Annotated in this window: 29 protein-coding genes; 11 read left to right on the forward strand and 18 right to left on the reverse strand. The window is 75.0% G+C overall.

Going from position 1 to position 25,643, the window contains the following annotated elements; all coding sequences use genetic code 11:
* The first annotated feature begins 457 nt into the window (after positions 1-457).
* On the forward strand, positions 458-1,918 hold the full coding sequence (locus O4U47_RS21320) for an alanine/glycine:cation symporter family protein (protein ID WP_270679691.1): 1,461 nt from the start codon (positions 458-460) through the stop codon (positions 1,916-1,918).
* On the opposite strand, the gene O4U47_RS21325 is transcribed toward O4U47_RS21320, so the two are convergent.
* Positions 1,893-2,795, reverse strand: a complete 903-nt coding sequence (locus O4U47_RS21325; protein ID WP_270679692.1) for a cytochrome c biogenesis CcdA family protein — start codon at positions 2,793-2,795, stop codon at positions 1,893-1,895. The two genes, O4U47_RS21320 and O4U47_RS21325, sit on opposite strands and share 26 nt — an antisense overlap.
* Positions 2,795-3,379: a redoxin domain-containing protein gene (locus tag O4U47_RS21330; protein ID WP_270679693.1), complete on the reverse strand. Its 585-nt coding sequence runs from the start codon at positions 3,377-3,379 to the stop codon at positions 2,795-2,797. Before O4U47_RS21330 ends, O4U47_RS21325 begins: the two co-directional genes overlap by 1 nt.
* Before the next feature lie 237 nt (positions 3,380-3,616).
* On the opposite strand from O4U47_RS21330, the gene O4U47_RS21335 reads away from it, so the two are divergent.
* Together O4U47_RS21335 and O4U47_RS21340 are read left to right on the forward strand one after the other, a co-directional pair.
* A complete protein-coding gene (locus O4U47_RS21335) occupies positions 3,617-3,940 on the forward strand; it encodes a glutaredoxin family protein (RefSeq protein WP_270679694.1) in 324 nt (107 codons plus the stop codon).
* Positions 3,941-4,048: 108 nt separating this feature from the next.
* A complete protein-coding gene (locus O4U47_RS21340; protein WP_270679695.1) occupies positions 4,049-5,440 on the forward strand; it encodes a dihydrolipoyl dehydrogenase family protein in 1,392 nt (463 codons plus the stop codon).
* 18 nt (positions 5,441-5,458) lie between these two features.
* On the opposite strand, the gene O4U47_RS21345 is transcribed toward O4U47_RS21340, so the two are convergent.
* Together O4U47_RS21345 and O4U47_RS21350 are read right to left on the reverse strand one after the other, a co-directional pair.
* Positions 5,459-6,088: a class I SAM-dependent methyltransferase gene (locus O4U47_RS21345; protein ID WP_270679696.1), complete on the reverse strand. Its 630-nt coding sequence runs from the start codon at positions 6,086-6,088 to the stop codon at positions 5,459-5,461.
* Between the two features lie 49 nt (positions 6,089-6,137).
* On the reverse strand, positions 6,138-6,689 hold the full coding sequence (locus O4U47_RS21350) for a DUF2752 domain-containing protein (protein ID WP_270679697.1): 552 nt from the start codon (positions 6,687-6,689) through the stop codon (positions 6,138-6,140).
* A 140-nt stretch (positions 6,690-6,829) separates the two neighbouring features.
* Here O4U47_RS21350 and O4U47_RS21355 point away from each other — a divergent pair, with 140 nt between their 5' ends.
* Together O4U47_RS21355 and O4U47_RS21360 are read left to right on the forward strand one after the other, a co-directional pair.
* On the forward strand, positions 6,830-7,120 hold the full coding sequence (locus O4U47_RS21355) for an ArsR/SmtB family transcription factor (protein ID WP_270679698.1): 291 nt from the start codon (positions 6,830-6,832) through the stop codon (positions 7,118-7,120).
* Entirely contained in the window at positions 7,117-7,500 is a 384-nt protein-coding gene (locus O4U47_RS21360) for a VOC family protein (RefSeq protein WP_270679699.1), read from the forward strand. The genes O4U47_RS21355 and O4U47_RS21360 overlap by 4 nt, the downstream gene beginning before the upstream one ends.
* Positions 7,501-7,533: 33 nt before the next feature.
* Here the strand turns inward: O4U47_RS21360 and O4U47_RS21365 are convergent, their stop codons facing one another.
* The 5 genes from O4U47_RS21365 to O4U47_RS21385 form a co-directional block, all read right to left on the reverse strand.
* Positions 7,534-8,175, reverse strand: coding sequence for a TetR/AcrR family transcriptional regulator (locus tag O4U47_RS21365; protein ID WP_270679700.1), 642 nt, complete (start codon positions 8,173-8,175; stop codon positions 7,534-7,536).
* A 9-nt stretch (positions 8,176-8,184) separates the two neighbouring features.
* Positions 8,185-8,865, reverse strand: a complete 681-nt coding sequence (locus O4U47_RS21370) for a DUF4166 domain-containing protein (protein WP_270679701.1) — start codon at positions 8,863-8,865, stop codon at positions 8,185-8,187.
* Positions 8,862-9,560, reverse strand: coding sequence for a hypothetical protein (locus O4U47_RS21375; RefSeq protein WP_270679702.1), 699 nt, complete (start codon positions 9,558-9,560; stop codon positions 8,862-8,864). Before O4U47_RS21375 ends, O4U47_RS21370 begins: the two co-directional genes overlap by 4 nt.
* A gap of 117 nt (positions 9,561-9,677) precedes the next feature.
* Positions 9,678-11,162, reverse strand: coding sequence for a catalase (locus O4U47_RS21380; protein WP_270679703.1), 1,485 nt, complete (start codon positions 11,160-11,162; stop codon positions 9,678-9,680).
* A gap of 97 nt (positions 11,163-11,259) precedes the next feature.
* Entirely contained in the window at positions 11,260-11,793 is a 534-nt protein-coding gene (locus tag O4U47_RS21385; RefSeq protein ID WP_408639005.1) for an NUDIX hydrolase family protein, read from the reverse strand.
* A 228-nt stretch (positions 11,794-12,021) separates the two neighbouring features.
* Here O4U47_RS21385 and O4U47_RS21390 point away from each other — a divergent pair, with 228 nt between their 5' ends.
* Entirely contained in the window at positions 12,022-13,026 is a 1,005-nt protein-coding gene (locus O4U47_RS21390; protein WP_270679705.1) for an alpha/beta hydrolase, read from the forward strand.
* Here O4U47_RS21390 and O4U47_RS21395 read toward each other — a convergent pair.
* Positions 12,990-13,505, reverse strand: a complete 516-nt coding sequence (locus O4U47_RS21395) for a lytic polysaccharide monooxygenase auxiliary activity family 9 protein (protein ID WP_270679706.1) — start codon at positions 13,503-13,505, stop codon at positions 12,990-12,992. The genes O4U47_RS21390 and O4U47_RS21395 overlap by 37 nt on opposite strands.
* 417 nt (positions 13,506-13,922) lie before the next feature.
* On the opposite strand from O4U47_RS21395, the gene O4U47_RS21400 reads away from it, so the two are divergent.
* From O4U47_RS21400 to ligD, 4 genes are all read left to right on the forward strand, one after another.
* Complete coding sequence (locus O4U47_RS21400; protein WP_270679707.1) at positions 13,923-14,624, forward strand: Crp/Fnr family transcriptional regulator; 702 nt, start codon at positions 13,923-13,925, stop codon at positions 14,622-14,624.
* A gap of 118 nt (positions 14,625-14,742) precedes the next feature.
* Positions 14,743-15,579, forward strand: coding sequence for a hypothetical protein (locus tag O4U47_RS21405; protein ID WP_270679708.1), 837 nt, complete (start codon positions 14,743-14,745; stop codon positions 15,577-15,579).
* 32 nt (positions 15,580-15,611) lie between these two features.
* Complete coding sequence (locus tag O4U47_RS21410; RefSeq protein ID WP_270679709.1) at positions 15,612-16,124, forward strand: hypothetical protein; 513 nt, start codon at positions 15,612-15,614, stop codon at positions 16,122-16,124.
* 29 nt (positions 16,125-16,153) lie between these two features.
* On the forward strand, positions 16,154-17,053 hold the full coding sequence (ligD, locus tag O4U47_RS21415) for a non-homologous end-joining DNA ligase (RefSeq protein ID WP_270679710.1): 900 nt from the start codon (positions 16,154-16,156) through the stop codon (positions 17,051-17,053).
* Between the two features lies 1 nt (position 17,054).
* On the opposite strand, the gene O4U47_RS21420 is transcribed toward ligD, so the two are convergent.
* The 4 genes from O4U47_RS21420 to O4U47_RS21435 all read right to left on the reverse strand — a co-directional run bounded on the left by O4U47_RS21420 (position 17,055) and on the right by O4U47_RS21435 (position 19,253).
* Entirely contained in the window at positions 17,055-17,384 is a 330-nt protein-coding gene (locus O4U47_RS21420; RefSeq protein ID WP_270679711.1) for a transcriptional regulator, read from the reverse strand.
* On the reverse strand, positions 17,381-17,875 hold the full coding sequence (locus O4U47_RS21425; protein ID WP_270679712.1) for a hypothetical protein: 495 nt from the start codon (positions 17,873-17,875) through the stop codon (positions 17,381-17,383). The genes O4U47_RS21420 and O4U47_RS21425 overlap by 4 nt, the downstream gene beginning before the upstream one ends.
* Positions 17,876-17,988: 113 nt before the next feature.
* Positions 17,989-18,681: an HAD family hydrolase gene (locus O4U47_RS21430; protein ID WP_270679713.1), complete on the reverse strand. Its 693-nt coding sequence runs from the start codon at positions 18,679-18,681 to the stop codon at positions 17,989-17,991.
* Positions 18,682-18,740: 59 nt separating this feature from the next.
* A complete protein-coding gene (locus O4U47_RS21435; RefSeq protein ID WP_270679714.1) occupies positions 18,741-19,253 on the reverse strand; it encodes a hypothetical protein in 513 nt (170 codons plus the stop codon).
* Between the two features lie 379 nt (positions 19,254-19,632).
* Here O4U47_RS21435 and O4U47_RS21440 point away from each other — a divergent pair, with 379 nt between their 5' ends.
* Positions 19,633-20,928: a GAF domain-containing protein gene (locus O4U47_RS21440; protein ID WP_270679715.1), complete on the forward strand. Its 1,296-nt coding sequence runs from the start codon at positions 19,633-19,635 to the stop codon at positions 20,926-20,928.
* A 297-nt stretch (positions 20,929-21,225) separates the two neighbouring features.
* Here the strand turns inward: O4U47_RS21440 and O4U47_RS21445 are convergent, their stop codons facing one another.
* The 4 genes from O4U47_RS21445 to O4U47_RS21460 all read right to left on the reverse strand — a co-directional run bounded on the left by O4U47_RS21445 (position 21,226) and on the right by O4U47_RS21460 (position 25,638).
* The gene (locus O4U47_RS21445) at positions 21,226-21,936 is read right to left on the reverse strand and encodes a phosphonatase-like hydrolase (RefSeq protein WP_270679716.1); all 711 of its coding nucleotides are present in this window, start codon (positions 21,934-21,936) and stop codon (positions 21,226-21,228) included.
* Between the two features lie 5 nt (positions 21,937-21,941).
* Positions 21,942-23,060 (reverse strand): TIGR03364 family FAD-dependent oxidoreductase, encoded by a 1,119-nt coding sequence (locus O4U47_RS21450; RefSeq protein ID WP_270679724.1) that lies wholly within the window; start codon positions 23,058-23,060, stop codon positions 21,942-21,944.
* A gap of 94 nt (positions 23,061-23,154) precedes the next feature.
* Positions 23,155-23,898 (reverse strand): GntR family transcriptional regulator, encoded by a 744-nt coding sequence (locus O4U47_RS21455; protein ID WP_270679725.1) that lies wholly within the window; start codon positions 23,896-23,898, stop codon positions 23,155-23,157.
* 90 nt (positions 23,899-23,988) lie between these two features.
* Positions 23,989-25,638, reverse strand: a complete 1,650-nt coding sequence (locus tag O4U47_RS21460) for a type 1 periplasmic-binding domain-containing protein (RefSeq protein WP_270679717.1) — start codon at positions 25,636-25,638, stop codon at positions 23,989-23,991.
* Between the last annotated feature and the right edge of the window lie 5 nt (positions 25,639-25,643).

A 25,643-nucleotide genomic window follows, 5' to 3' on the forward strand; every position in this document is an offset into this window, starting at 1 on the left:
CGATCGTCGCAGGTCGACATGGGGTCAACGGTGTGATGCTCGTCACTGGAGAAGGTTTCCGTTAATTCTGTTTCCTTTTCTCTGGATGTTCCGTTGCCCTTGGATTTACGTGGAGTTAATGCACGGCAGCGCCGCCGTGCCGCGCTTTCTGGGGGGTTACCGACCGGTCCGTTTGGTGCTCTGTGCGCCGCCGCCGCGGCGTGTGGGAGGAACGTCCGCCTTCGTCGCCGATCTTGCAGGAACACCGAATTTGGCGTTACCTGTCCTGCGGCGCACGTCACATGCGCCTCCCAGGGCCCCTCCGATCCTCCGGTCGGTGGTCGGCCCTGCGCGTCCGGATGCGATGAACGACCCCGCGGCCCCGTGCACGGGCTTTGCGGTGGCCGTGGCGGGCGTGCGCGACGCACGCCCGCCACGGAAGGACAACGACGTCTCCACCGATGAAGGGAGCCCCCCAGTGGACGCCTTGGATGCCGAGGTCGTCGCGCTCAGCGACGCGTTCTGGGCCTACCTGCTGATCCCGGTCCTCCTGGTCCTCAGCATCTATTTCACGGTCCGCTCCGGCGGCGTGCAGTTCCGCATGCTGCCCGAGATGTTCCGCGCCATGCGGTCGGCCCCCGGCCGCGCCCCCGACGGCGGGCGGCCGATCTCGGCCCTGCAGGCCTTCGCGGTCTCGGCCGCGGCCCGCATCGGCACCGGCAACATCGCCGGGGTGGCCACCGCCATCGCCCTCGGCGGCCCCGGGGCCGTCTTCTGGATGTGGGCCATGGCCCTGGTCGTCGGCGCCGCGAGCTTCGTCGAGTCCACCCTCGCCCAGCTCTACAAGGTGCGCGACACCACCGGCTACCGCGGCGGCCCCGCCTACTACATGCAGGCCGGGCTCAGCGCCCGGTGGATGGGCGTCCTCTTCGCGGTCGTCATCACCGTCACCTTCGGCCTGGTCTTCACCAGCATCCAGAGCAACACCATCGCCGGCGCGCTGGTGAACACGGCCCGGACCGCGGGCATGCCGGAGGCGTCCTGGCTGCCCTACGCGGTCGGTGCCGTCGTCGCCGCCCTGACCGGGGTGGTCGTCTTCGGCGGCGCCCGCCGCATCGCCCGCGCCGCCACCCTGCTCGTGCCCGTCATGGCGACGGTCTACATCGCCATGGGGCTGGTGATCATCGCGATGAACGCCGCCCAGGTGCCCGCGATGGTCGCCGAGATCATCGCGCACGCCTTCGGCCTCCGCGAGATCGCCGCCGGGGGCGTGGGGACCGCCATCGTGCAGGGCATGCGCCGCGGCATGTTCTCCAATGAGGCGGGCCTGGGGTCGGCTCCCAACGCCGGGGCCAGCGCCACCGTCAGCCACCCGGTCAAACAGGGGCTCGTGCAGACGCTCGGCGTCTACTTCGACACCCTCCTCGTCTGCTCGACCACGGCCTTCATCATCCTGCTGAGCGACCCGACCTACACCGAGGAGGCCGGGCCCACGCTCACCCAGAACGCCATGGAGGCCCACCTGGGGCCCTGGGCGCTGCACGTCCTCACCGTGGTCATCCTCCTGGTGGCCTTCACCTCGGTGCTGGGCAACACCTTCTACGGCTCCTCCAACGTCGCCTACATCAGCCCCAACCCCTACGCCGCGACCGGTTTCCGGATCGCGGTGGTGGCCGCGGTCTTCCTGGGCGCGATCGGCTCGGGCGGGCTGGTGTGGACCCTGGGCGACCTCAGCATGGGGGTCATGGCCCTGGTCAACCTGGCGGCCCTCGCCCCCTTGGCCGGGACCGCCTGCCGGCTGCTCGCCGACTACGCCCAACAGCGCAGGGAGGGCAGGGACCCGGTGTTCACCAAGGACCGCATGCCCGGGCTGACCGGGGTCGAATGCTGGGAGGAGAGCGACGTGGCCGCCTTCAGCGACCGTGCTCACGCGGGCTGACCCCGCGCTCTGCGGCGGCCCTGGCACGCGAGCGCACCAGGCCCACGGCGCCCGCGACCGCGACCAGCACCGCCAGGGCCGCCAGCAGCACGCCGGGCCCCGCCTCCTGCAGGGCCCGGGCCAGCGCCGCCTGCACCGCCGTCGCCGCGCCGACCACGGGGTCCTGCGCGGGCGCCCCGGACAGCACCCGCACCTCGAACCAGCCGTAGTAGGCCACATAGGCGCCCGCCGCCACCAGCAGCGCCCCGCTCGCCCGGTTCACGTACGGCAGCGCACGCCTCATCCGCGCCGCCAGCCCCGCGCGGGCCAGGGCCGCGGCCACCGTCAGCACCGCCACCACCAGCGCCATCCCGGCGGCGTAGGCGACGAACACCCCGACCGCCGCCGCGGCGCCCCCGGCGGCGGACGCGCTGGCCGTCACCGCCAGGAACGGGCCGACGGTGCAGGACAGCGACGCGGTCGCGTAGGCGGTCCCATAGGCCGCCGCCCAGCGCAGCGACCGGGTGGGCCTGCCCGGGGAAGGCGCCCGCACCCCGGGCACCGCCAGGGACCGGCCGCTGAGCAGCCACACCCCCAGCGCCACCAGCAGCACCCCGATGACGACCGTCACCCACGGCAGGTAGCGCTCCAACGACAGCGCCAGCGGGACGGCGACCAGCGCGAACAGGCCGAACACGGCGACGAAGCCGGAGGTCATGGCGGCCGTCGTGGCCAGCGCGCGGCCCAGCGCCGCACCCCGCCCGCCGCGCGTGCCGGAGGCGTCGGGCGCGTCGGCCACCAGCAGTGCCACGTACCCCGGCAGCAGCGCGAACCCGCACGGGTTGAGCACCGCCAGCATCCCGGCGGCCAGGGCGATCGCGATCGGGAGCTGGTCCATCACCCGCCCAGCACCTCGGAGTCGACCCGCGCGTCCAGGTCCTCCTCGCTCATCGTCCCCGAGTAGGTCAGGAACGTGCCCGAGTCGCGCAGGAAGGAGAAGGAGGGCTGGATCGTCACCTCGAAGCCGGACCAGATGGACCCGTCCTCGTCCACGATGTGCCGCATCCCGTCGGTGCCGGTGGACTCGACGAACTCCTCCATCTCCGGGACCCCGCCCTGGCCCGCGACGCCGATGAACTCCACCTCGCCGCCGTAGCGCTCGGCGGCCTCGGTCACGCTGGACGCCTCGCCCCGGCAGATGGTGCACCAGGGCGCCCAGAACCACAGCACGACCGGCTTGCCGTGCAGGTCCGCGCCGTCGATCTCGCCCCCGCCGATCAGCGGGGCCGAGAAGTCCAGCGCGGCCGGGGTTCCGCCGCCGGAGCCGCCGTCCGAGCCGCCCGCGCCCTCCGTGCCGGCGGAAGGGGAGCCCGCCGCCTCCCGGCCGCCCCCGTCCGGGGCGCCGCATCCGGCCAGCGCCAGCACCGCGGCCGCCGCCGCTGCGGCGGTGCCGCGAAGGGGGCGGAGGGGTGTGCGTTCCATGGTCACCTCGTCTTCGTCGGGTCGTGCATCCAGTCTGCTGGCCGCGCGGGACCGCTCCTCGCGGCGGCCGGGGTCGCCTTGCTCACCCGGGCCCGGCCGGTCCCTTCCGTGTGGTGTTCGGAGCCGGCCGGGGCCGGGCGATGTGTCACCCCCGAACAGATCCGGGGAAGGCTCCACGGAAGGGCGCCGGCATGGTCGGGCACGCACGGCCGACGAGAGACAGGTGGGAGAACTGCGATGACCGAGTACGAGGGCGGTGCCGAGGCGGTGCTGTACTGGCGGCCGGGGTGCCCCTTCTGCTACGCGCTGCGCGGCGGGCTGCGCGCCGCGGGCGTGCGGCTGAACGAGGTGGACATCTGGTCCGACGACGGCGCGGCGGCGCGCGTGCGCGCCATCACCGGCGGGGACGAGACCGTGCCCACGGTGGTGGTCGGCAGGGAGGAGATGGTGAACCCCTCGGTGGGCGCGGTGGTGCGGGCGGTCCGCGAGTACGCACCCCATCTGGAGGCCGAGCGCAAGGGCGCGATCCGGGGCTTCTTCTCCCGGGTGCTGGGCGCCTGACCCGCGTGCTGGACCCCGAGGGCGTACGGCGCCTGCGTTCGGGGCAGGGGAACCCCGGCAGGGGCGCCGGGGGGAGCCCTGACAACAGGAAGGGGAAGGTGATACGGCATGGCCGACACCGGGACGGACACCGCCGATGTGGTCGTGGTCGGCATGGGGCCCGGGGGCGAGGCCCTGGCCGGGAGCCTGGCCGGGGCCGGGATGGACGTGGTGGGCGTGGAGGCCGCCCTGGTGGGCGGTGAGTGCCCCTACTGGGGCTGCATTCCCACCAAGATGATGGTGCGCGCCTCCGACGCCCTGGCCGAGACCCGCAGGGTGCCCGAGCTGGCGGGGACGGCCGAGGCCTTCCCCGATTTCGCGCCCGTGGCCCGCCGCATCCGCGACGAGGCCACCACCGACTGGGACGACACCGCCGCCGTGGACCGCTTCCTGGGCCAGGGCGGGCGGTTCGTGCGCGGCACCGGGCGGCTGGAAGGCGCCGACACGGTGCGGGTGCGCGAAGAGGGCGGCGAGCGGCTGATCCGGGCCCGGACCGGAGTCGTGGTGGCCGCCGGGACGGTGCCCTTCGCGCCGCCGATCCCCGGCCTCGACCGGGTGCCGTACTGGACCAACCGGGACGCGGTCCGTGCGGAGAAGGCGCCCGGGTCGCTGTGCGTGATCGGCGGCGGGCCGATCGGCCTGGAGTTCGCGCAGGCCTTCGCCCGCTTCGGCACCCGCGTGAGTGTGCTGGAGGCGCAGGACCGGCTGCTGGGCCCCGAGGAGCCCGAGTCGGGGGAGCTGGTCGCCGGTGTGCTGTCCCGCGAAGGGCTGGACGTGCGCACCGGCGTGCGCATCACCGGGGTGGCGCACGGCCCCGGCGGATTCGCCGTGGAGACCGACCACGGCCGCATCGAGGCCGAGCGGCTGCTCGTGGCCACCGGTCGCCGCCCGGACCTGGAGGGGCTGGGGCTGGCGTCGATCGGGCTGGACACCTCCGCCCGCGCGATCCCCGTGGATGAGCGGATGCGGGTGGCGCCGGGGGTGTGGGCCCTGGGGGACATCGTCGGCAGGGGCGAGTTCACCCACGTGTCGGTCTACCAGGCGCGCATCGCCGCCCAGGACATCCTCACCGGCGGGGAGGGCCCCGTGGCCGACTACCGGGCGCTGCCCCGGGTCACCTTCACCGATCCGGAGGTGGGCGCGGTGGGCCTGACCGAGGACCGCGCCCGCGAGCAGGGGGTGCGGGTGCGCACCGGCACCGCGCAGGTCCCCTCCACCGCCCGGGGGTGGATCCACGAGGCCGGCAACGACGGGTTCATCAAGCTGGTCGAGGACCGGGACGCGGGTGTGCTGGTCGGGGCCACCTCCGCCGGGCCCAACGGGGGTGAGGTGCTGGGGGCGCTGTCGGTCGCGGTGCACGCACGCACCGCGGTGGAGGTGCTCCGGTCGATGATCTACGCCTACCCCACGTTCCACCGGGGGATCGAGGACGCCCTGAACGACCTGGTGAGCGGGGACTGACACCCGCGGGGCGGTGCGTCAGACGGGCCGGTGCGCCGCGACCATTTCGACCATTCCGCCCTTGAAGCGGGCGGTGTGATCGATGGCGAACCCCTGCGCTTCGACCACCGGCAGCGGGCGGCCCAGCATGCGCTCTCCCGCGTCCGGCTCGAAGCGGTCCATGAGGCGCTGCACCCCGATGGCCAGCCACAGCAGCGGCCGGAAGGTGGGGCGCACATGGTCGAGCAGCAGCAGCCGCCCGCCGGGGCGCAGCACACGGTGCGACTCGGCGACCGCGCGCTCCACGTCCTGCACCGAGCACAGGGACAGCGCGCACACCACGGTGTCGAACGAGGCGTCGGGGAAGGGCAGGTCCTCGGCGTCGCCCTCGCGCAGGTCGGCCTTGACGCCGAGGCGCCCGGCCCGCTCGTGGGCCCGCTCCAGCATGCCGGTGCTCAGGTCGACCCCGGTCAGGTCGGTGCCCTCCGGGTACAGCTCCAGGCCGCGCCCGGTGCCCACCCCCACCTCCAGGGTCCTGCCGTGCGCCTGCTCGCACAGCCGCCGCCGGGCGTCGCCGAAGAGCACGCCCTCGATCCTGTCCATCGCCGCGTCGTAGCCCTCGGCCCGCTGGTTCCAATAGCCGCGCGCGGCCTCGCGTGCGCCGTCCATGCCGGTCCCCTTCTGCGCGGAGGCGTCCCGCCCCCTTTCTACGCGCTCGTCAGGCGCGGCGAAAGCGGCGCCGTACGGCCCGGTGCCCGACGACGTACAGGACGTAGGCGGCGGTCGCCGAGAGGACGAGGAGGAGCCCGGCCGGGGAGAAGGTGTCGCCCGGCTGCGGTCCGACCAGGTCGGCGTTGAGCTGCTGGCGGATCCACAGGGCGACGGTGCCGACGCCGGTGAGCACGAGCAGGGTCCGCGGGGCGCGCACGGTCGCGTTGACCCAGTGGCCGGTAACGGCCCCGACCGCGGTGCGGATCAGCACCGCCGCCGCGCCCAGCACCAGCGGGATGCCGAGCGGGTTGTAGCGCCAGGACATGGCCCAGTCACCGCTCATCGCGCTCCACACCGACCGGGTCGCGCCGCACGTGGGGCTCATGATCCCCATGTAGTGGTTGGGGCCGTGCAGGTCGACCGGGGGGAGCCCGAACACCGCCATGGCCGCGCCGAGCACCAGTCCGGCCCCGGCGGCGGCGGTCAGGAGCCGCATCCGGTCGGTGCCGCCGACGGTGAACCCGATCGGCGCCGATACCGTCGGCAGTCGCTTGCCCACGATCCGTTCCCCTGTGTTCGTCCCGGACCGGCCGCCGCGGCGGCCCTGTGCTCCCGGGAGCATACCGGCTCGCGCTCGCGGGAACGTTTCCCCTGCTCCGAGATTGACATGCAAGTAGCCACTTGCTTATGGTCGGGGGTATGGCGGACATCTACCGCGCCCTGGCGGACCCGACGAGGCGGGCCGTGCTCGACGAGCTCTACGAGCGGGACCGGCAGACCCTCTTCGAGATCTGCGGGCGGCTCACCGTGAAGCACGGGCTCGCCTCCTCCCGGCAGGCCGTCTCCCAGCACATCGACGTGCTCGAGGAGGCCGGGCTGGTCCGGGTGGAGCGCGAGGGCCGCTACCGGTTCCACACCATCGACACCGCGCCGCTGCGCGCGATCGCCGAGCGCTGGCCCGCTCGGGGGCGAAAGGACGGGCAACCATGAGGATCTACGTGACCAGCGTGTTCGTGGACGACCAGGAGAAGGCCCTGGACTTCTACACACGGGTACTGGGCTTTCAGAAGAAGCACGACGTCCCCCTGGGGGGACCGCGGTGGCTGACGGTGGTCTCCTCCGAGGAGCCCGACGGCACCGAGCTGCTCCTGGAGCCGGACGGCCACCCGGCGGCCGGGGCCTACAAGAAGGCGCTCGTCGCCGACGGCATCCCGGCGACGTCGTTCGCCGTCGACGACATCGCCGCCGAGCACGGGCGCCTCACCGGGCTGGGCGTGCGCTTCACCCAGCCGCCGACCGAGATGGGCGGGGTGACCACCGCCGTGTTCGACGACACCTGCGGCAACCTGATCCAGATCGTCCAGCTCTGACCCGCCGCAGCCCCGCCGCGCCGGGGGAACGCCTCAGGCCCGGTCCCGGGCGGCCGCGCGCAGCCGTGCGCGCACGGCCGTGCGGGTGACCGGGCCGAGGTCGTCCAGGACGGCGGCCAGCCGCCCGAGCTCCTCCAGCGAAGTGAACGCCCGCTCGGCGCCCTCCCGGTCGGCGCCCTCGTACAGCTCCAGCCCCACGAACCCGGCGGCCAGCGCCGTGGCCAGGCCGCGGGCGTCCACCAGCCCCTCCAGCGGGGTGCGGGGCAGCAGCCGCGCCAGCACCGCCTCCAGCTCCCGGGTCCACAGCCGCAGCCCGGCGGTGGTGGCCTCGGCCAGCCACTCCCGCGAGGGCGCGGCGGTCAGCAGCTGGCCCAGGGTGGCGGGGTGCCCGGAGCCGCGCTCGGCCTCGTGCAGCTCCCGGCCCAGGCGCGCCAGGTCGTCGAAGGAGCGCACGGCGGCGAAGCGGTCCCGGTAGCGGAGCACGCTCTGCTCGGCGCCGTACCGGCAGGCCGCCGCCAGGAGCTCGTCGACGCTGCCGAAGTGGTAGAAGATCAGCCCCTGGTTCACCCCCGCGGCGGCGGCGATGCTGCGGGCCGAGGTCTTGGCGATGCCGTTGCGCACCACGGTGTCGAGGGCTCCGTCGAGCAGCTTGGTGCGGGTGTCATCGCTCGCCATGGGGCGCCACTATACGCGCGCCTCCTGGCGCCGGGGCCGCAGCCGGGCCGGGAGCGGGCCGTTCCCGGCGGGCCGGTACTGGGCCGCGAACGACCCCTCATAGCCGAAGAGCGGGCCGAAGCGCCGGTTCGCCACGTGGACGCTCACATGGAAGCGGCCGCTGTCGGGGTCGTAGTGCTCGCGCACCACCGCGTCTCCGGCGATCAGCGACGGCACCGCCGCGTCCACCGGACCCTCGCGGAACCGCAGCCGGTCCGAGCGGATCACCACGCCGCCCCGGCCGTCGGCCTCCACGTGCAGGTCGCACGCCAGGTGCTGGTGGGTGCCGAGGTAGTCGACCAGGCGGTCGCGCTCCTCGGAGTAGACCATGGCCGCGTCGAAGCGGCGGGGGCGCCCGGGGAAGGCGAAGGTGCGCACGAAGGTCAGGGCCTCGCGCCCGACGGCGTCGGTGTAGGGCATGTTCACGATGGTGAAGGGGACGTCCCGGCCGGTGCGCGGGACGAGGATGTTGCGCGCGGCGCCCAGGGCCAGGAAGGGCTTGACGAAGCGGGCGCCGTGCCAGACGCGGTCCATGGTGCCGCGGCCGAAGAGCGCCTCGTCGGAGGCGATCCCCGGGGAGAGGCGGCGGCGCATCTGCGGGTGGAGCCGGTCGAATTCGTCGCCCATCGCGCGCTGGAAGACCGATTTCATGGGGTGTCCAATCGTTCGAGGAGGGGCGGCGGTGCGGCGGTCCGGCCGCGGGGCGGGCGCCGCAGGCACCGCCGGGCCGCCGGGGTCGAGGGCAGCGGGGGCAGCAGGGCGGCGGCCGCGCAGACGGCGACCGCGGCGAGCGGAGGCGCGGCGAGCAGGGCGGCAAGGGCGGCCGCGCCCCGCAGGGCCGCCTCCGCGGCGGCGCGGCGCAGGGCCGCCTCCGGGGCCAGCCCCCGTTCGCACCACAGCCGCAGCCGGTCGAACGACCAGGCGGTGGCCCACCCCATGAGCGGGCGGAACAGCAGCCGGTCGGCCGCGCGGCCGATGCGGCCCCGGTGCGGGCGGTAGTCGTAGCCGGTCAGGAAGCGCACGCCGTCCCCGTCGGGGATGTAGCGCCAGAAGCCGCGCCCCTCGGCGATGGGGGAGAGCGGGTGGTCCGAGGCGAACCGCAGCGCCGAGGTGCGGGTGCCGTCGGGCCGGTCGCGCTCCCCGGCGCTGACGCCGGTGCCGGAGACCTCCAGCGGGCCGACCAGGCGGGTGCGGTAGGTGAAGCGCTCCGGCTCGCTGAGGAGCCGCGGCAGCGGGCGGATCTCGGTGAAGCGCAGGTCCCAGCAAACGTGCAGGCGGGGGTCCCGGGTGCGCTCCCACAGCAGGTCGATGCCGGTGCGGATGCGGGTCTCGATGTACAGCCCCACGCCGCCTCCCTTCCTTTTGAGCGGTCGCTCAAAAGGAAGCGTAGACGAATTTGAGCACTCGCTCAAGAGAGGAGGGCCGGAGCCGGGCGGGGGCCGGAACCGGCCCCCGCCGGGTCCTCAAGCGGTGTGGTTGCCCTTCACCCGGGCGGCCACGCGCCGACCGATCTCGGGGTCGATGTTCGACCAGTAGTCCACGGCGCGGCCCAGCACCCCGTCGTCGTGCACCTGCGCGATGTGCCCGGACACGTTGGACACCAGCCGGTCGCGCGCCGCGTCGTCCATCACGTCGCGGATCAGGGCCCGCGGCTGGACGAAGTCGTCGTCGTCCCGGTGCCGGGTGTAGGCCTCGCGCACCAGCTCGGCCGCCTCGACCGGCCAGGACGACTCCTCGGGCCCCTCCTGGCGGACGGCGTCGGGGCCGCCGAAGGAGTTCGGGTGGTAGACCGCCCCGGTGTTCGGCGGGGTGGACCTCATCCGCCCGTCCTTCTGGTAGGCGCGCACCGGCACCTCCGGGCGGTTCGGCGGCAGCTCGTTGTAGTTCACGCCGATGCGGTAGCGGTGCGTGTCCGCGTAGGAGAACAGCCGCGCCAGCAGCATCTTGTCCGGCGAAGGCCCGATGCCCGGAACCAGGTTGGACGGCTCGAACGCGGCCTGCTCCACGTGGATGAAGTAGTCCTCGGGCACCCGGTCCAGCACCATCCGCCCCACCTCGATGAGCGGGTAGTCGCCGTGCGGCCACACCTTGGTCAGGTCGAAGGGGTTGAACCGGTAGTCCGCCGCGTCCTCGAAGGGCATGATCTGCACCTTCAGGGTCCACGACGGGTAGTCCCGGCGGGCGATGGCCCCGTACAGGTCGCGGCGGTGCAGGTCGGCGTCGGCCCCCGCCATGCGGTCGGCCTCCTCCTGCGGCAGGAATTCGTTGCCCTGGTCGGTGAGGAAGTGGTACTTCACCCACACCTTCCGCCCCGCCGCGTTGACCCACATGTAGGTGTGCGAGCTGAAGCCGTCCATGTTCCGGTAGGACCGGGGCACGCCCCGGTCGCCCATCAGCCACGTCACCTGGTGGGCCGACTCCGGCGACAGCGACCAGTAGTCCCACTGCATGGTGTTGTCGCGCAGACCGGTGCGCGGGTCGCGCTTCTGCGAGCGGATGAAGTCCTGGAACTTCTGCGGGTCGCGCATGAAGAAGACCGGCGTGTTGTTGCCGACCATGTCGTAGTTGCCCTGGCGGGTGTAGAACTTCAGCGCGAAGCCGCGCGGGTCCCGCCAGGTGTCGGGGCTGCCCTGCTCTCCGGCGACCGTGGAGAAGCGCGCCAGCACCGGGGTCTCGCGGCCCGGCTGGAACACGTCGGCGCAGGTGTACTCGGACACGTCCTGGGTGACCCGGAACGTGCCGTAGGCCCCCGCACCCTTGGCGTGGACCACTCGCTCGGGGACGCGCTCGCGGTTGAAGTGCGCCATCTTCTCCACGAGGTAGACGTCGTGGAGAAGGAGCGGGCCGTCGCGCCCCACGCTGAGCGACTGCTCGTCGCTGGGCGCGGGCGCGCCGGCCCCGGTGGTCGTGATCGGGCCGCCGTCAGGCGCGGTGTACCCCTCGCTCATGGGAGATCCCTATGCAGAACGGGTGCAGGTCGGCTGCGGTCGTACCCGTCGCACGGTCAAGCCACGGTGCCCCGCGGCCCAACATCCCCCCAGGGTCTTAGGGCAGGCACCCCGCGTGCGCCAGTGCCTGGCGCACCAGCACGCCCTGCCCGTCGGCCATCTCCGACTGCACTTCCGGCCCCGCGGCCTCCTCGGGGGTGAACCACACCAGGTCCAGGGCGTCCTGGCGGGGGCGGCAGTCGCCGGTCACCGGCACCACGTAGGCCAGCGCGACCGCGTGCTGGCGCGGGTCGTGGTAGGCGGTGACGCCCGGCGTGGGGAAGTACTCGGCCACCGTGAACGGCTGCGGCGTGGCCGGGATGCTCGGCAGCGCCATCGGGCCCAGGTCCTTCTCCAGGTGGCGCAGGAGCGCGTCGCGGATCCGCTCGTGGTAGAGCACCCGCCCGGAGACCACCGCCCGGCTGATGGTCTGCTCGGGGGAGGCCTGCAACAGCAGGCCCACCCGCGTCACCGACCCGGTGTTGTCCACGCGCACCGGGACCGCGTTGACGTAGAGGACGGGCATGCGCGAGCGCACCCACGCCAGCTCGTCGTCGGAGAACCACCCGGGAACCGTGTCGATCGACGTCACCAATGGACCGGCCTCTTCAATCTCGTCGCGGGCGCCCCCGGCGCCCTCGGTCGGCTACGGGGGAGAGCGTACGCGTCCATGGCGCCCGCGTGGCGGACGACTCGGGGTCGGGCGCCCGCCGGATGCCACCTGAGGGGGAGGCGCGGGTGGGCCCGACAGGGGGACGCGCCGTAGGCCGCGCGCTCCGTAGCGTCCTGTGCCGGACACAGGACGGCGGGGGAGGCACGGATGCACAGGAAGGCGGGGCGTGTGGCGCGCGCGGCGACGGCACTGGCGGGGGCGGTCGCGCTCGCCGCCACGTCCACGGCGCCCCCGGCCCCGCCCGGCGTGCCGGACCTCTCCGGGGTGGGGGGTGTCCAGGCCGCTGAATGGTCGCCGGACCGGCCGGAGGCGGCCTACGACGCCAACCGGGACGCCGCCGCGCGCGCGTCGCGGGCGGCGCAGCGGGCGGGTGACGCCGAACGCGCCGAGGCGCTGAGCGCGCTCGCCGCCCCCGGCCGGGACCTGCTGGAGTTCGACCCCCACGGCCAGGGGCGCGCCGTCGAGGTGGTCGGCGACCTGGAGGACGCCGACCGGGTGGCCGTCCTGGTGCCCGGCGCCGACACGACCCTGGACACCTTCGACGGGCAGGGCGCCAAGCCGTACATGCGCGTCGGCGACGCCGCCCGCGAACTGCACGCGCGCATGGCCGAGGAGGACCCCGGGGCGCGGACGGCCGTCGTCGCCTGGATGGGCTACCCCGCCCCCGCGACGGTGAGCCCGGCGGTGGCGACCACCGGGCGCGCCGACACGGGGGCGCGGGCGCTGGACGTGTTCGTTCCGCGGCTGCTGCGCGCCGCGCCGGGCGCCCGCCTGACCGTGGTCTGCCACTCCTACGGGACCGTGGTGTGCGGTCGGGCGCACCGGGCGTCGGCGCGGGCGGCCGACGCGGTGCTGGTCGGCAGCCCCGGGGCAGGGGTGGCCGGGGCCGCCGACATCGGTGCCCGGCGGGTGTGGGCCGGGCGCGGGGACTCCGACTGGATCGCCGGAGTCCCGCACGGGGCGCTGCACCTGCCCGGCACCACGGTGGGGTTCGGCCCCGACCCGGTCGGCGCCGGCTTCGGCGCGGAGGTGTTCGACGCCGGGCCGGGCGGGCACAGCGACTACTTCGCCCCGGGGTCGCGCCCCCTGTCCGCCATGGCGCGCATCGCCCTGGGTCAGGCCGCGCCGACGTCGAGGTCGATGCAGGCGTAGAAGGCGTTGGCGGTGTCGGCGATGTTCCACCGGGCCAGCAGCTTGGTGGGGCCGCCGTGCCCGCTCAGGTCCACCCGGTGGGTGACGCTGGACGGCGGCCGGGCGCCGCCGTCGTCGAAGGAGGCCACCTTCTGCCCGTCGGCGAAGTACTCCCAGGTGGAGGTGGCGTGCTGGGCCGTCAGGGTCCAGGTGAAGTCGACCGAGGTGCCGACCGGGTGCACCTGCCAGTCCTTGGAGTCGTCGTCCAGCTCGGCGAAGCGGCCGTTGCCGCCGCTGCAGCTCATCAGGCCCTTGGGGCCCTCGACGGACTGCGGCTCCCACTTGATCTGGCCGCATTCGACGGTGCCGGCGGCGCACTGGGCCTGGCGGCTGGCGGGGGAGGAGACGTACCCGTGGGCGCTGGCCGTCCCGGCGGGCAGCAGGGCGAACAGCAGCGGGGTCGCCGCGGCGACGGCGAGGGCCTTTCTTCTCAGATTCATGCTCGGCCTTTCGTGCGGGAAATGCGGCGGAGGGGAATCCCGCCGCGCGTGCGGGTCGATTCGTGTCCGGTGGGGGCGAACGCGCCGAGTGGTCTAGACCGTAAGAAGGGGGGTATCGCAGGTCAAGAGGGTGAGAAACGGTCAGTGAGCGGGCGGTCGCGGTGGTCGGCGCCCCCGTCGGCGGGGAATGCGGAACCGGTATCCCGTACCCCCGTGCGGGGCGGCGGCGGTGAACGGCCCGTTCGCCCCCGGGCCCGCCCACCGGTCTGCACGGCCCGCCGAAAACCCGCCCCCGGCGGTCTTTGTGCAGCGCACAATGGGTTACACGGATCTGGCGCCGCAGTGACACCGAAATCGGCGCCGAAGACGGTAGGGATCTCCCTACCGAACACGGCGCTGAAGAACGAGGGGGCGTGATTGCCCAGACGCGGATTGGGCGGGCTGCTCGACGACCGGCAGTGGGCGCGGCTGCTGGCCGAGGGGAGCCGGGCCCGCTTCTCCCCCGGCGAGGCCCTCATGCGCCAGGGCGACCCGGGCAGCACCGTGCACCTGCTCGCCGAAGGACAGGCCCGGGTGGTGCGGCTGCGCGCCGACGGCACCCTTGTCCCCCTGGCCTTCCGCGCCGCAGGCGACGTCCTCGGCGAGCCGATGCTGCTGCCCGGCGGGGGCGAGCGCTCGGCCACGGTGACCGCCGTGGGCCCCTGCGCCACCGCCGTCTTCCCGGCCGAGCGGTTCCGCCGCATCGTCGGCGAGCGCGGCCTGGAGGCCGCCCTGTGGGAGAGCACCCTGGCCCGGCAGATGGAGAGCGACGCCCTGCGGGCCGAGCAGGCCGCCCTCCCGGCCGAGCAGCGGCTCCCCGTCGCCCTGCTGTACCTGGCCCGCGCCCTGGGGGTGCCCACCGCCGCGCCCATCACCGACGGGCCCGGCCCCGGGCGCCGCGCCGTGCTGGTGCGCATCCCGCTGCCCCAGCGGGAGATCGCCGAGTTCGCCGGGCTCTCGCGCACCTCGGTGGCCGCCGCCTACACCCGCATGCGCCAGCGCGGCCTGATCCGCACCGGGCGCAGCTACGTGGCCGTCCTGGACATGGCCGCACTGGAGGCGCTCGCCGAGGGCGGCTGACGGAACGGGGCGTTCTCCCGCTGTGTTCATGATCGGACACAGCACGCCGCCCGGTTGGGCCAGGCTGGGACACAGGCGGCCGGAGCGTCCGGCCGCCGCCGAGCGGATCGGAGCGCACATGGAACCCGACACCCCCCGACCCCGGCCCAGCGTCCCCCTGCCTGCCTACCGCGCGGTGCTGGCGGTGGACATGGAGCGGTTCAGCCGCACCGCCGCCGTCCACCAGCAGCTCGTGGGGCGGCTCATCCCCGAGGTCCTCGAACTGGCCCTGACCCGGTCGGGCCTGGTCGAGGTCTGGAAGGCCCCCAGCTTCCCCCGCCACGACGGCGACGGGTACGTGCTGGGCACCGACCCCGCCCACCTGCCCCGGCTCATCGACCCGTTCCTGGACACCCTGCAGGAGGTGCTGGAGGAGAAGCGGCCCTGGCTGGCCGCGGTCGACCGGGACCTGCGCCTGCGCATGCGGGTCAGCCTCGGCGTGGGCCCACTGCCCGACACCGGGGACGGGTCGGGCATCGACGCGATGGGCGACGCGATGATCGACACCCACCGGCTGCTGGACTCGGGCGCGGTGCGCCGGGCCCTGTCCCGCTCCCACCCCGACACCACGCTGGTGGCCGCCATCATCGGCCGCCGGGTCTACGAGGACGTGGTGCTGGGCGGGTTCACCGGCGTCGACGCGAGCCGCTGGGCGCCCGTCGACGCCGAGGTCGCCGGGAAGGGCTACCGGGCCGAGGGCTACCTGTACGTGCCCGTCCCCTCCGCGGCCGGTGCCGTCTCCCGGTGGGGCGGCGGTGCCGAGGAGGAGACCGGGGCCGAAGAGAAGGCCGGGGCGCCCCCGGCCGCGCCCCCCTCCGGCGGCACCGTGGTCAACAACAACGCCGAGGGCAACTCGGGCAGCGTCTACCAGATGGGCGACGTGCAGGGCGGAGTGAACGTCTGGGAGCGGCCGTGACGGCCCCCGCGCCCGCACCGGAAGGGGGCCGCATGCGCCGAAGACGGTTCCTGGGCCGCGGTGGTCCCGTCGCCGACGAGTTCCAGGCGCGCATCCCCAGCGCCGACGCGGACCTGTGCTTCCACGCCTACTTCCGGGTGGTGCTGGACATCGTCGGCGTCGACGCGCCCGAACGGGTCCGCATCGGCGCCCGCGTCCGCCGGGACGTGCTGCGCGCCACCGCGGCGGCCGGCCGCGCCTTCACCCTCGCCGAGCGCGGCGTGGCCGAGGCGGAGCTGACCTGCCTGCTGCTCGACCACGACCTGTTCGACCACCCGCGGGTGCGCGACTTCACCGCCGAGGTGCGCCTGGTGGGGGCCGACGGGGAGGCGCCGTGCCGCGAGGGCGGCGGGGCGGTCGAGGAGTTCCTGCACGGCCTGGCGCCCGCGCAGCGCTCGGCCGTGCTGGAGGACCTGGCCGCGCTGATGCGCCGGTTCGACCGCCCCGACCTGGCCGAACGCCTGGTGCGGCCGTGGTCGGGACGCGGCCGCCCCGGGGGCGACTGACCGCGCCCCCGCGCGGGAAGGGTGGGGGCATGGGCGCACGAACGCTGCCGGAGGTCCACCACGCCGACAAGGAGCTGTTCGAGCCTGGTGGGCCCACCAAGGGAGAACTGGTCGACCACTGCCTGCGGGTCGCCGCGCGGATGCTCCCGCACCTGCGCGACCGGCCGCTGGCGGTGCAGCGGTGGCCGGAGGGCATCGAGGGCGACGGCGGGTTCTTCGTCAAGAACCGGTGGGCGGGCACCCCGGACTGGGTGCCGTCGGCGCAGGTGCCCCGGGAGAGCGGCGGCGAGGCCGAGATGGTCCTGTGCCAGGACCGGGCCACCCTGGTCTGGCTGTGCGGGCAGGACGCGTTCCCGCTGCACATCTGGATGAGCCGGGCCGACCTGCCGCGCACGCCCGACCGGATCGTCTTCGACCTGGACCCGTCGCGGGCCGGGGACTTCGCCGGGGTGTGCGCGGCCGCGCGCGACGTGCGCGAGGAGGTGGAGGCGCTCGGGCTGGCGGCGTTCGTGATGACGACGGGGTCGCGGGGGCTGCACGTGGTGTGCCCGATCGACAGGAGGGCCGACACCGACCGGGTCAAGGCGTTCGCGCGCACGGTGGCCGAGAGGGTGGCCGCCCGCAGGCCGAAGGAGCTGACCACGGCGGTGCGCAAGGAGAAGCGGCGCGGGCGGGTGTTCATCGACTACCTGCGCAACGGGTACGCGCAGCTCGCGGTGGCGCCCTACTCGGTCCGGGCCCGCCCCGGGGCGCCGGTCGCCGCTCCGGTGGCCTGGGACGAGCTGGACGGTCTGCGGTCGGCGGCGCGGTGGACGGTGCGCGGCTTCGCCGAGCGGGACGGCGTGGACCCGTGGAAGGGCTTCCGGGAGCACGCGCGGTCGCCGGACGCGGCGATCTCCCGCCTGGAGAAGGCGGAGCGGCAGGGGTAGGTCAGCGGTCCCCGCCGTCGCCCACCGCGGGGACGGCGCCCTCGGCGATCTCGCGGAGCGCGGCGACGTGCTGCCCGAAGGCGGCCCGCCCGCCCGAGGTCAGGCGGAGCACGGTCCTGGGCCGCCGCCCGGCCCACGTCTTGCCGACGTCCACGTACCCCGCCTTCTCCAGGGTGGCGACCTGCTTGGACAGGGCCGAGTCGGTGATCTCCACCGCGTCGCGCACCGCCTTGAAGTCGGCCTGCTGCACGGCGGCCAGGGCGGCGACGATGGAGAAGCGCACCGGGGCGTGGATCACGTCGTCCAGCCGTGCGCGCGGGTGGCGGGTCACCGTTCCCTCCGGTTCATGCGCAGGATCCAGGCGATGGCGGCGGCGAAGGGGAGCGCGGTCGCGATCGACATCGGGATCCACCAGGCGGGCTCGGCGCGGAACGCGTACATGCCGACGAGCATCGTCACGCTGTACAGGATGCCCCAGGACAGCATGGTGGCCATGTGCGCGCGGGTGAACCACGTCCCGGTGACCGGCCGTGTGAGCAGGTAGATGATGAGCGACAGGATCGCCACGCCCATCACGGCCGAGGTCGTCATCACGATCGGGACCGTGGCCTCCCTGCCGAGCAGGGAGGGCGCCAGTCCGATCACGGCCGTGCACGCGGGGATGACCGTGCCGAAGACCGCGCAGTAGACCGCGTACGTGGACGCCTTCCGGCGCATCTTCGCGGCGGCGTCCTCGGCCGCGGCGAGCGAGGCGGCGGCCTGCTCCCGGCCGATGTGCGCGCGGCCCGCGCCGCCCGGTGTCCCGTCCATCGCTCCTTCCATGGCGGAGCCTCCTCATCGTCTCTCCGGGGGTGAGGTTTCCACCATGGCAACTACTTTCCAAGTTGGCAAGTACTTGTCGGAGAGGAAAGTATCGCCCCGCCGCCCCTGCGCCCTCACTCGGCGGGGACGCGCCCCTCCCCGGACAGCAGGGCCTCCACCACCGCCACGGGGGACGGCCCCGACGCGTCGGGGGCCGTGTACACCGCCGGAAAGCGCCACTCCGCGTGCGAGGACCAGGCCGTCACCAGCCCCGCCGCGTGGGCGCCGTGCACGTCCCAGCCATGGGACGTCACCAGCGCCGTCCGGGAGGGGGCGGCCCCGCACGCCTCGGCCGCCGCCAGGTAGGGCGCCGGTGCCGGTTTCCAGGCGCCGGCCGAACCGGCCTCCACGACCACGTCCACGAGTCCGGCGCATCCGCCGTGTTCCAACAGCGCCCGCACCGTCGCGGCGTCGGCGTTGTCCAGCACCGCCACCCGCGCCTCCCCGGCCGAGCGCGCCGCGCGGAGGGCCTCGGCCGCATCCGCGCGCGGCTCCAGCTCGGCCAGGGCGCCGACCACCGCCTCGGCCGCCGCCCCGGCCACTTGGTGGCCGGTGATGTCGGCGAGCGCGTTCCGGGCCACCTGCCGGAACGGCGCGGAGCCGCCCGCCGCCGCGAGGGCGAAGCCGTCCCGGAGGAGGTGGTCCCACCAGCGCCGCATCAGCACGCGCGGCACGCCCGCCTCGCGCAGGCGCCATTCCAGCGGTTCCAGGGGGACCAGGGTGTCGAAGAGGTCGAAGACGAACGCGGACGGCCGCAGGACGGGCATGGCGCACCTCAGGGGGTCGGTCGTCGGCCGCACCGCCCGGCGCGGCCTTCCCCGGGTGCCTACCCGTCCCCGTCGCTGTCCTTGGCCGTGTCGGTGTCCGTGTCCTTGTCGGCGCCCGCCTCGGCCCCCTCGCCGCCGTCCCCGTCGACGACCGGGGCGGGCTTGCAGTCGAAGCAGGTCACCACGAAGACCTCGTCGCCGCCGACCCGTCCCACGAAGCGCCCGGGCAGGCCGTCGTCGCCGTCCTCCCTGCCCGTCACCGCCGCGTACCCGATCCGGCCGGAGACCTCGGCCTGCTGCTCGTCGCGGGTCATCCCGGTGCAGACCAGGCGCACCGTGCCGGTGTCGTCCGAACCGGTGTCGGCGGAGCACTCCAGCCGCCCGGCGATGGGGTGGCCCTTGCGGGAGAACGCGTCCTCGGCCTGCGGGCGCAGCATCGACGCCGAGAGGTCGCCCGCGGCCGCGCGGGCGGTGGCGAGCTCCTCGTCGGCGCCGCACCCGGCCGCCGCCCCGAGAACGGCGACGGCGGCGGCGAAGAGGGCGGCGAGGGGACGGGGTCGGCGGGGCCGCATGTGCACAGGGTCCACTCCCTACCTCCGGCGTCTGGGGCGTGCAGCCACTATCACGCACACGGCACGCGTGCTCACCGTCCGCCACGGACGGTCCGCCGCAAGAGAGGGCAACAAGTACGGAACGGTCCGGCAAAGTCCCTGGTCATAGGGGGAATCGCGGGGGTTCGCCGGGTCGTCCCGCGCCCCGCCGAAACGGTACCGCCGTTCCCGTGCCGGGCGGGCGCGGCGGGCTGCGGGAACGGAGGCGCCGGGCCGTCCCGCCCACCGACCCGCATTCCGGCCTGGTCCCAGGGTTGCCGCGCGCCGTCCGGCTGATAAGGATGTGTCCTCCGGAGCGGGCGCAGGGGAGGCGGCCGCGAGGACGGGGAGGGACACCACCGTGGGGGAGGAACGGCTCGATATCGCACTGCCCGCCGGCGCGGACCCGCAGCGCCATGCGCGCCTGCTGCGGCGCGTGCACGAGGCGGCGCTGACCGGGGGGCGGCCGCCGGTGCCGCCGCGCCCGGTCATCGAGGACTCCTGGGAACGGGTGCGCCGGTACGGGATCGACCCCGACAGCGGTCGGCCCGGGCCCAGCCTGCGCGGCGAGCAGGTCGACCAGGAGCGCGGCGACAACCCGCTGGAGGAGGTGCTCCCGCTGGTCGGCTCGGCGCTGCTGGGCGCCCGGGAGGAGGCCGGGCACGTCATGCTCGTCACCGACCCGCGGGGCTACATCCTGTGGCGGGACGGGGCCCGGGACATGCGCCGCCTGGCCGACAGCGCCGGGCTGGTGGAGGGCGCCGCCTGGGACGAGGGGTCCACCGGCACCAACGCCATCGGCACCGCGCTGGTGGTGGAGCGGCCGGTGCAGGTGTACTCGGCCGAGCACTACGTGCGCGGCCTGCACCGGCTCACCTGCGCGTGCGCGCCGGTGCGGGACCCGCGCGACGGGCGGGTGATCGGGGCGATCGACGTGACCGGGCCCGCCGCGACCGCACACGCCTCCACCCTGGCACTGGTCAACGCGGTGGCCCAGCTGGCCGAGTCGCACCTGCGCGGCCGCCACGACGCCAACCTGGAGCGGCTGCGCGCGGTGGCGGCGCCGCTGCTGGCGGGCATGGCCGGTCCGGCGCTGGTGGTCGACGAGAACGGGTGGACGGCGGCCGCCGCCGGGACCGAGCCGGTGCGCCGGGTCCTGCTGCCCCGGCGGGTGGGCGCGAGCACCGCGTGGATCCCGAGCCTGGGCGAGTGCAGGATGGAGCCGCTGCCGGGCGGATGGCTGGTGCGCCCCGGCAGGGGCGAGGCGGCCCCGGCCTCACAGGTCGTGCTCGACCTGCGGGGGCCGGAGCTGTCGGTGAGCGGTCCCAGCGGGAGTTGGGCGCACCGGTTGACCGCGCGCCATGCGGAGGTGCTGTTCGTCCTGGCGCGGCGCCGGGAGGGGTGCAGCGCGGCGGAGCTGTCGCAGGCGCTGTTCGGGGCGCCGGACCGGCTGGTGACGGTGCGGGCGGAGGTGTCCCGGCTGCGCCGCCGCCTCGGAGGGCTGCTGGAGAGCCGCCCGTACCGGTTCAGCGAGCACGTGGACGTGCGCGTGCGGGGGGCGGACGATCCGTGCGCGCTCCCCGCCTCGCAGGCGCCGGAGATCCGCGCCGCCCGAGCGGAGGCGGCGGAACGCGGCGCCGCCCCGTCACGACAATGAGTCACGTCGGTGCAACCCGCTGCAACGTTTGCGAGGTGGGCAGGTCGGTTGATGGACTGTCATCCGTCGGCGCGCGGAGCGCGCAGAGGGGGAGTACCGGCGAGTTCCGGGAATGCGGCTTCCGCCCGCCGACCGAGGACCCTGTCCGCCCGCGCCCGTGCCTTGAGGGGGGTTTCGGGAGTGTGCACGTGGGTGGACCTCCCAGAACGGCGGCGGTCCGGGGCTTGGGGGAGCCCCCGGGCCGTCGCCGTCCCACGTTCCGGGGCCCCTTGTAGGCCCGCTGTCGGCGGCCTCCTGTCAGAGGCCCCGGTCCCGGAGCAGGTCCGGCAGCTCCGCCACCGAACCGAGAACGGCGTCGGCTCCGGCCCCTCTGAGGTCGTCTTCGCCGTGGGCCCCGGTCAGCACCCCGGCCACCAGGCCCGCCCCGGCCCTCCGGCCGGCCGTGACGTCGGAACGGGTGTCGCCCACCACCGCCACCTCCCGGACCGCGTCGGCGGCGCCGGTGCGCAGCAGCGCCGCCAGCACCAGGTCCGGGTACGGGCGCCCGCGCCCGGCGTCGGCCGGGCTCAAGGCGCCGTCCACCCGGCCGCGCCAGCCCAGCGCGTCCACGACCGCGTCCCGGGTGGCCGGTGCGAACCCCGTGGTCAGCACCACCGCCCGGCCCTGCGAACGCAGCCGGTCCATCGCCTCCTCGGCCCCCGGCACGGGGGCGCAGTGCCCCTGGCCGACCGCCTCGGCGTAGGCCCGCTCGAACGCCGCGTTCGCCGTCCGAGCCCGCTCCTCGTCGCCGAACAGGTCGCGGAACACCGCGATCTTCGAGGCGCCCATGGTCGCCTGCACGTACCGGCGCATCCGCGTGTGCTCCGCCCCGCCCGGGGCGACCCCCGCCTCCCGCGCCGCGGCGTCGAAGGCGTGCTCGACGAGCCCCTCGTCGGCCACCGCCGTCCCGGCCATGTCGCACACGACGAGGCGGACCGCGGGCGGGGGCGCGTTCCCATCGGCTCGCATCCGGCTCACCATCCCAGTTCGTCGGCCGTGTCCTCGGCGATCGCCGGGGCGCAGGTCATGCCGCGCCCGCCGGGCCCGGTCACCAGCCACACCCCTTCGGCCGCCTGCGAGCGGTGCACCACCCGCCCCGGCTCCGTGCACTGCGCGTACACCCCCGCCCACCGGCGCTCCACCCGCGGCAGCGGCCGGCCCAGCAGCTCCTCGGCGGTGCGCGCCAGGTGGTCGTAGGGGGCCTCGCGCACGTCGAAGGCGAACGGCTCCTCGTACTCGTGGGTGTCGCCGATGGTCAGCCCGCCGTCCAGGCGCTGCACCATGAGCAGCTGCATCCGCTCGGCCTCGGCCGCCGGCGGCTGCGGCCGCTCCGTCCGCAGCGCCTCCAGCGCCGACCCGGCGTAGGCCGGGTAGTAGCGGAAGCTGTCGGCGTCGGCGACCGCGGTGGTCAGCGCCTCGCCGAGCGGCCCCGTCTGCATCATCTGCAGCCGCACCCTGCGCACCGGCAGGTCCGGCACCAGCTCGCGCACCAGCCCGGACAGCGCCGCCCCCGTGGCCAGCACCACCGCGTCCCCGGTGTGCTCGCCCCCGTGGTCGTCGCGCACCCGCCCCCGGTCGGCCGAACGCGCCTGGCGTCCGGGCAGGCAGGTGTAGCGGCCGCTGCGCTCCAGCTCGGCGCGGAGGGCCGGGAGCGCCGCCCGGGACTCCACGGCCGCGTCCCGCCCGCACCGCAGCGCGCCGAGCATCTGCCCGCGCAGCGCCGGGTTCGCCGCGCGCACCCGGTCGGGCTCCAGCCACTCCAGCCCGCGCTCGGCGGCGTCGGGCAGCTCCAGCGCCTGCTCGGCGACGGCGCGCTCCTCCTCGTTGCGAACCACGGTCAGTGAGCCCCCGGCCCGGAAGCCCACGCCGGGCACCCGTCCGCCGATGCCCTCCCACAGCTCGCGGGCGCGCAGCGCGGTGCGCGCCTCGGCGCCCGGTGCGCGCCCGCCGACCCACACCAGCCCGAAGTTGCGCACCGAGGCGCCCCGCGCCTCGGCCTCGCGCTCCAGGTGCACCACCTCGTGGCCGCGCCGCACCGCCTCCCAGGCGTGCATGGTCCCGAGGACACCCGCCCCGACGACGATCACTCTCATGCTCATGCCCCCGACGATCCGGGCACCGGGTGGTGCGCCCGTGACACCGCCCCCACCGCAGCATGAACCGGAGGGCAATCTTGGACTAGACCCGTTATTCGTCCGTGACCTCAGGGGTGGCGTGCAGTTCAGCGGTGAAACGGAACCGGTCGCCCCGGTACAGCGCGCGCACGTGCTCCACCGGCACCCCGGCGGTGTCCCGCGACACCCGGTTGACCAGCAGCATCGGCAGCGCCGGGGGAGTACCGACCAGGAGCGCCTCGCGCGGGGTCGCCAACAGCGTCTCCAGCCGCTCCTCGGCCGCGCCGAACCGCACCCCCGCCTCCCGCCGGGCGTAGGCGGAGAACGACGCCCCCGGGTCGAAGCCGCGGTCCAGCCCCGGGAAGCGCGCCACCGGTACGTAGACGCTCTCCAGGCCCACCCGCTCCCCGTCGGCCAGCAGCACCCGCTCCAGGTGCCACACCGCCGCGTCCGCGCCGACCGCCAGCGCCGCCCCCAGCTCGGGCCCGGCCGGGCGCCGCTCCAGCGCCACCAGGGTCCGCCCCGGCACCTGCCCGCCGCGCCGCACCCCCTCGGTGTAGCTGCGCAGCGCCAGCGGCTGGGCGAGCTTGGGCCCCGCGGCCACCGTGCCGCGCCCGCGCCGCCGCAGCCGCCCCTGCAGCAGCAGGTCCCGGACCGCCTGGCGCACCGTCTCCCGGGCGGCGCCGAACCGCTCGGCCAGCTCCCGCTCGGTCGGCAGCGGCCCGCCCTCGGGCAAGTGCTCCAGCAGCCCCTCGATCGAGGTCCGCACCGCGTAGTACCGGGGCACCCGCCCGTGCTCGGGCACACCCCCGCGCACCGGCCCCTCGGGGCGGCGCACCGGCGCGTCGAGCTCGGTCACGGGGATGGGGGTCGCGTCGTCGTGCACGCGGCAATCCTGGCAGAGCCCCTAGTCCCCGCCGGTCGTGTAGTAGTCCTCCGAGGCCGCCCCGTCCTTGTCGGCGGGCAGCTCCACCACCGGGACCGGCTTGCCCTCCGGACTGCCGTCGCCCCCGTCGGAGAAGGAGAGGGTGCCCCCGGCCCCCACCACCATGTCCTCCTTGGAGGTGTTGAGCTTCTCCTGCCCGGCGATGATGGCCGAGAGCGGGAGCCCCTCCCCCTCCGCGCCGCTCTCGCGGATCTCCAGGGCGGTCGTGCGCACCGCTTTGGCCGTGACGGCCAGCGCGTCGTGGGCCATGGCCGCGTACCCGTCGACCAGGGTCGGCACCGCGTCCTCCCCTGCGGCCCCGATGAACGCCTCCTCGAACAGGGCGTACCCCTCGGGCGCCGAGTCCGCGCCCCGCACCCAGGCCGGGTCGACGGTGGTGGCCAGGACCAGCCGCGCGTCGGCCTCCTCCAGGGCGCGCATCAGCTCCCCGTCCATCGACACCGTCAGCCCGGTGGTCATGAAGGCGATGGTCAGGTCGATGTCGGCGCGGCAGTCGCGCTCCTGGGCGGCCCAGGACCCGATGAAGCCCTCCAGGTCGTTGGTGCGTCCGGCGAACAGCACCAGGTCGGGGGCGGCGCTGCAGATCTTGCGCGCGATCCCGGAGAACAGCCGCGGGGTGGGCAGCGCCTCCAGGGAGTGGCCCGTGAAGGAGTGCTGGCTCAACCGTTCGACACCGCGGATGTCACGGGCATAGGCGTTCCGGAGGGAGTCGACGAAGCGGTCCGGCCCCTCCTTGAGCCCGGCGTCGTCGTACACGGTCATCGCCCGGTCCAGGTCCTCCGCGGCCAGGTGCCGGGACAGCGCCGCCGTGAAGTCGCTGACGCCGGGCGAGGCGCGGACGAAGCCGGGGACCCCCTCCCGGTTCAGTTCGTCGGTGGCCGCCGCCCCGCCCACCATGGGCACGCCCGCGTCCGACAACAGGGCCACGGAGTCCTGGGTGGCCTGCGAGCTCAGGGGCATCCCGAAGGCCGTCACCAGCGGGTGGTCGGCGTCCCGGCTCAGGGCGACCAGCTCGTCCGCGGTGTGCCGCCAGTGCTCCTGGCGGTCCCCCTCGTTGGCCAGCAGCACCTGGAAGGCCGGGTAGGCGGGGTCGTAGAAGTCCTGGGAGCCGTTGATCCGCTGCTGGGCGGCCAGCACCCCCCACAGCGAGCTCAGCAGCCGGGTGTGGTCGAAGGAGCGGTCGTCCCGCGGGGAGAGCGGGGCGAGGAAGGCCACCGTGACGTAGTCGTCGCCGGAGGCGGCGACCTGCGCGTTCTGCTCGGCGATCCCCTCCTGCACCTCGCGGAAGTCCTCGGCGAACCGGTCGAATTCGGCGTCGGCCCCGTCGTCCCCGGCGGGGAAGGCGTGCGTGAGCGCCGCGCGGTCGGCGGGGAAGAGGTAGGAGCCGTCGGTCACCCCCACGCACTCGCCGCTGACCCGCACCAGGCCGGCCTCGCCGCCGCACAGCAGGCGCGGAACCGCCCACCAGGCGGCCGACACGACCAGGACGAGGGCCAGCCCGGCGACCGACAGGCGGAACCACCACCGCCGCCACCAGGCGGGAACCTGCTTGTCGCGCTTGAGCGTGGGTCCGGAGTCGTTCGAGCGGTCGGTCCTCCGCGATGAGGGCACGGAGC

This window comes from Nocardiopsis suaedae, assembly GCF_027706745.1.
GTDB lineage: Bacteria > Actinomycetota > Actinomycetes > Streptosporangiales > Streptosporangiaceae > Nocardiopsis_A > Nocardiopsis_A suaedae.

What these genes read in the sequence shown, in the direction of transcription:
- O4U47_RS21365 (WP_270679700.1), bottom strand. Translation starts at nt 8,175, where the DNA reads ATGGCGAGCGATGACACCCGCACCAAGCTGCTCGACGGAGCCCTCGAC.
- O4U47_RS21330 (WP_270679693.1), bottom strand. Translation starts at nt 3,379, where the DNA reads ATGGAACGCACACCCCTCCGCCCCCTTCGCGGCACCGCCGCAGCGGCG.
- O4U47_RS21435 (WP_270679714.1), bottom strand. Translation starts at nt 19,253, where the DNA reads ATGCGGCCCCGCCGACCCCGTCCCCTCGCCGCCCTCTTCGCCGCCGCC.
- O4U47_RS21335 (WP_270679694.1), top strand. Translation starts at nt 3,617, where the DNA reads ATGACCGAGTACGAGGGCGGTGCCGAGGCGGTGCTGTACTGGCGGCCG.
- ligD (WP_270679710.1), top strand. Translation starts at nt 16,154, where the DNA reads ATGGGCGCACGAACGCTGCCGGAGGTCCACCACGCCGACAAGGAGCTG.
- O4U47_RS21395 (WP_270679706.1), bottom strand. Translation starts at nt 13,505, where the DNA reads ATGAATCTGAGAAGAAAGGCCCTCGCCGTCGCCGCGGCGACCCCGCTG.
- O4U47_RS21450 (WP_270679724.1), bottom strand. Translation starts at nt 23,060, where the DNA reads ATGAGAGTGATCGTCGTCGGGGCGGGTGTCCTCGGGACCATGCACGCC.
- O4U47_RS21410 (WP_270679709.1), top strand. Translation starts at nt 15,612, where the DNA reads ATGCGCCGAAGACGGTTCCTGGGCCGCGGTGGTCCCGTCGCCGACGAG.
- O4U47_RS21340 (WP_270679695.1), top strand. Translation starts at nt 4,049, where the DNA reads ATGGCCGACACCGGGACGGACACCGCCGATGTGGTCGTGGTCGGCATG.
- O4U47_RS21380 (WP_270679703.1), bottom strand. Translation starts at nt 11,162, where the DNA reads ATGAGCGAGGGGTACACCGCGCCTGACGGCGGCCCGATCACGACCACC.
- O4U47_RS21355 (WP_270679698.1), top strand. Translation starts at nt 6,830, where the DNA reads ATGGCGGACATCTACCGCGCCCTGGCGGACCCGACGAGGCGGGCCGTG.
- O4U47_RS21425 (WP_270679712.1), bottom strand. Translation starts at nt 17,875, where the DNA reads ATGGAAGGAGCGATGGACGGGACACCGGGCGGCGCGGGCCGCGCGCAC.
- O4U47_RS21405 (WP_270679708.1), top strand. Translation starts at nt 14,743, where the DNA reads ATGGAACCCGACACCCCCCGACCCCGGCCCAGCGTCCCCCTGCCTGCC.
- O4U47_RS21430 (WP_270679713.1), bottom strand. Translation starts at nt 18,681, where the DNA reads ATGCCCGTCCTGCGGCCGTCCGCGTTCGTCTTCGACCTCTTCGACACC.
- O4U47_RS21325 (WP_270679692.1), bottom strand. Translation starts at nt 2,795, where the DNA reads ATGGACCAGCTCCCGATCGCGATCGCCCTGGCCGCCGGGATGCTGGCG.
- O4U47_RS21345 (WP_270679696.1), bottom strand. Translation starts at nt 6,088, where the DNA reads ATGGACGGCGCACGCGAGGCCGCGCGCGGCTATTGGAACCAGCGGGCC.
- O4U47_RS21370 (WP_270679701.1), bottom strand. Translation starts at nt 8,865, where the DNA reads ATGAAATCGGTCTTCCAGCGCGCGATGGGCGACGAATTCGACCGGCTC.
- O4U47_RS21360 (WP_270679699.1), top strand. Translation starts at nt 7,117, where the DNA reads ATGAGGATCTACGTGACCAGCGTGTTCGTGGACGACCAGGAGAAGGCC.
- O4U47_RS21445 (WP_270679716.1), bottom strand. Translation starts at nt 21,936, where the DNA reads ATGCGAGCCGATGGGAACGCGCCCCCGCCCGCGGTCCGCCTCGTCGTG.
- O4U47_RS21390 (WP_270679705.1), top strand. Translation starts at nt 12,022, where the DNA reads ATGCACAGGAAGGCGGGGCGTGTGGCGCGCGCGGCGACGGCACTGGCG.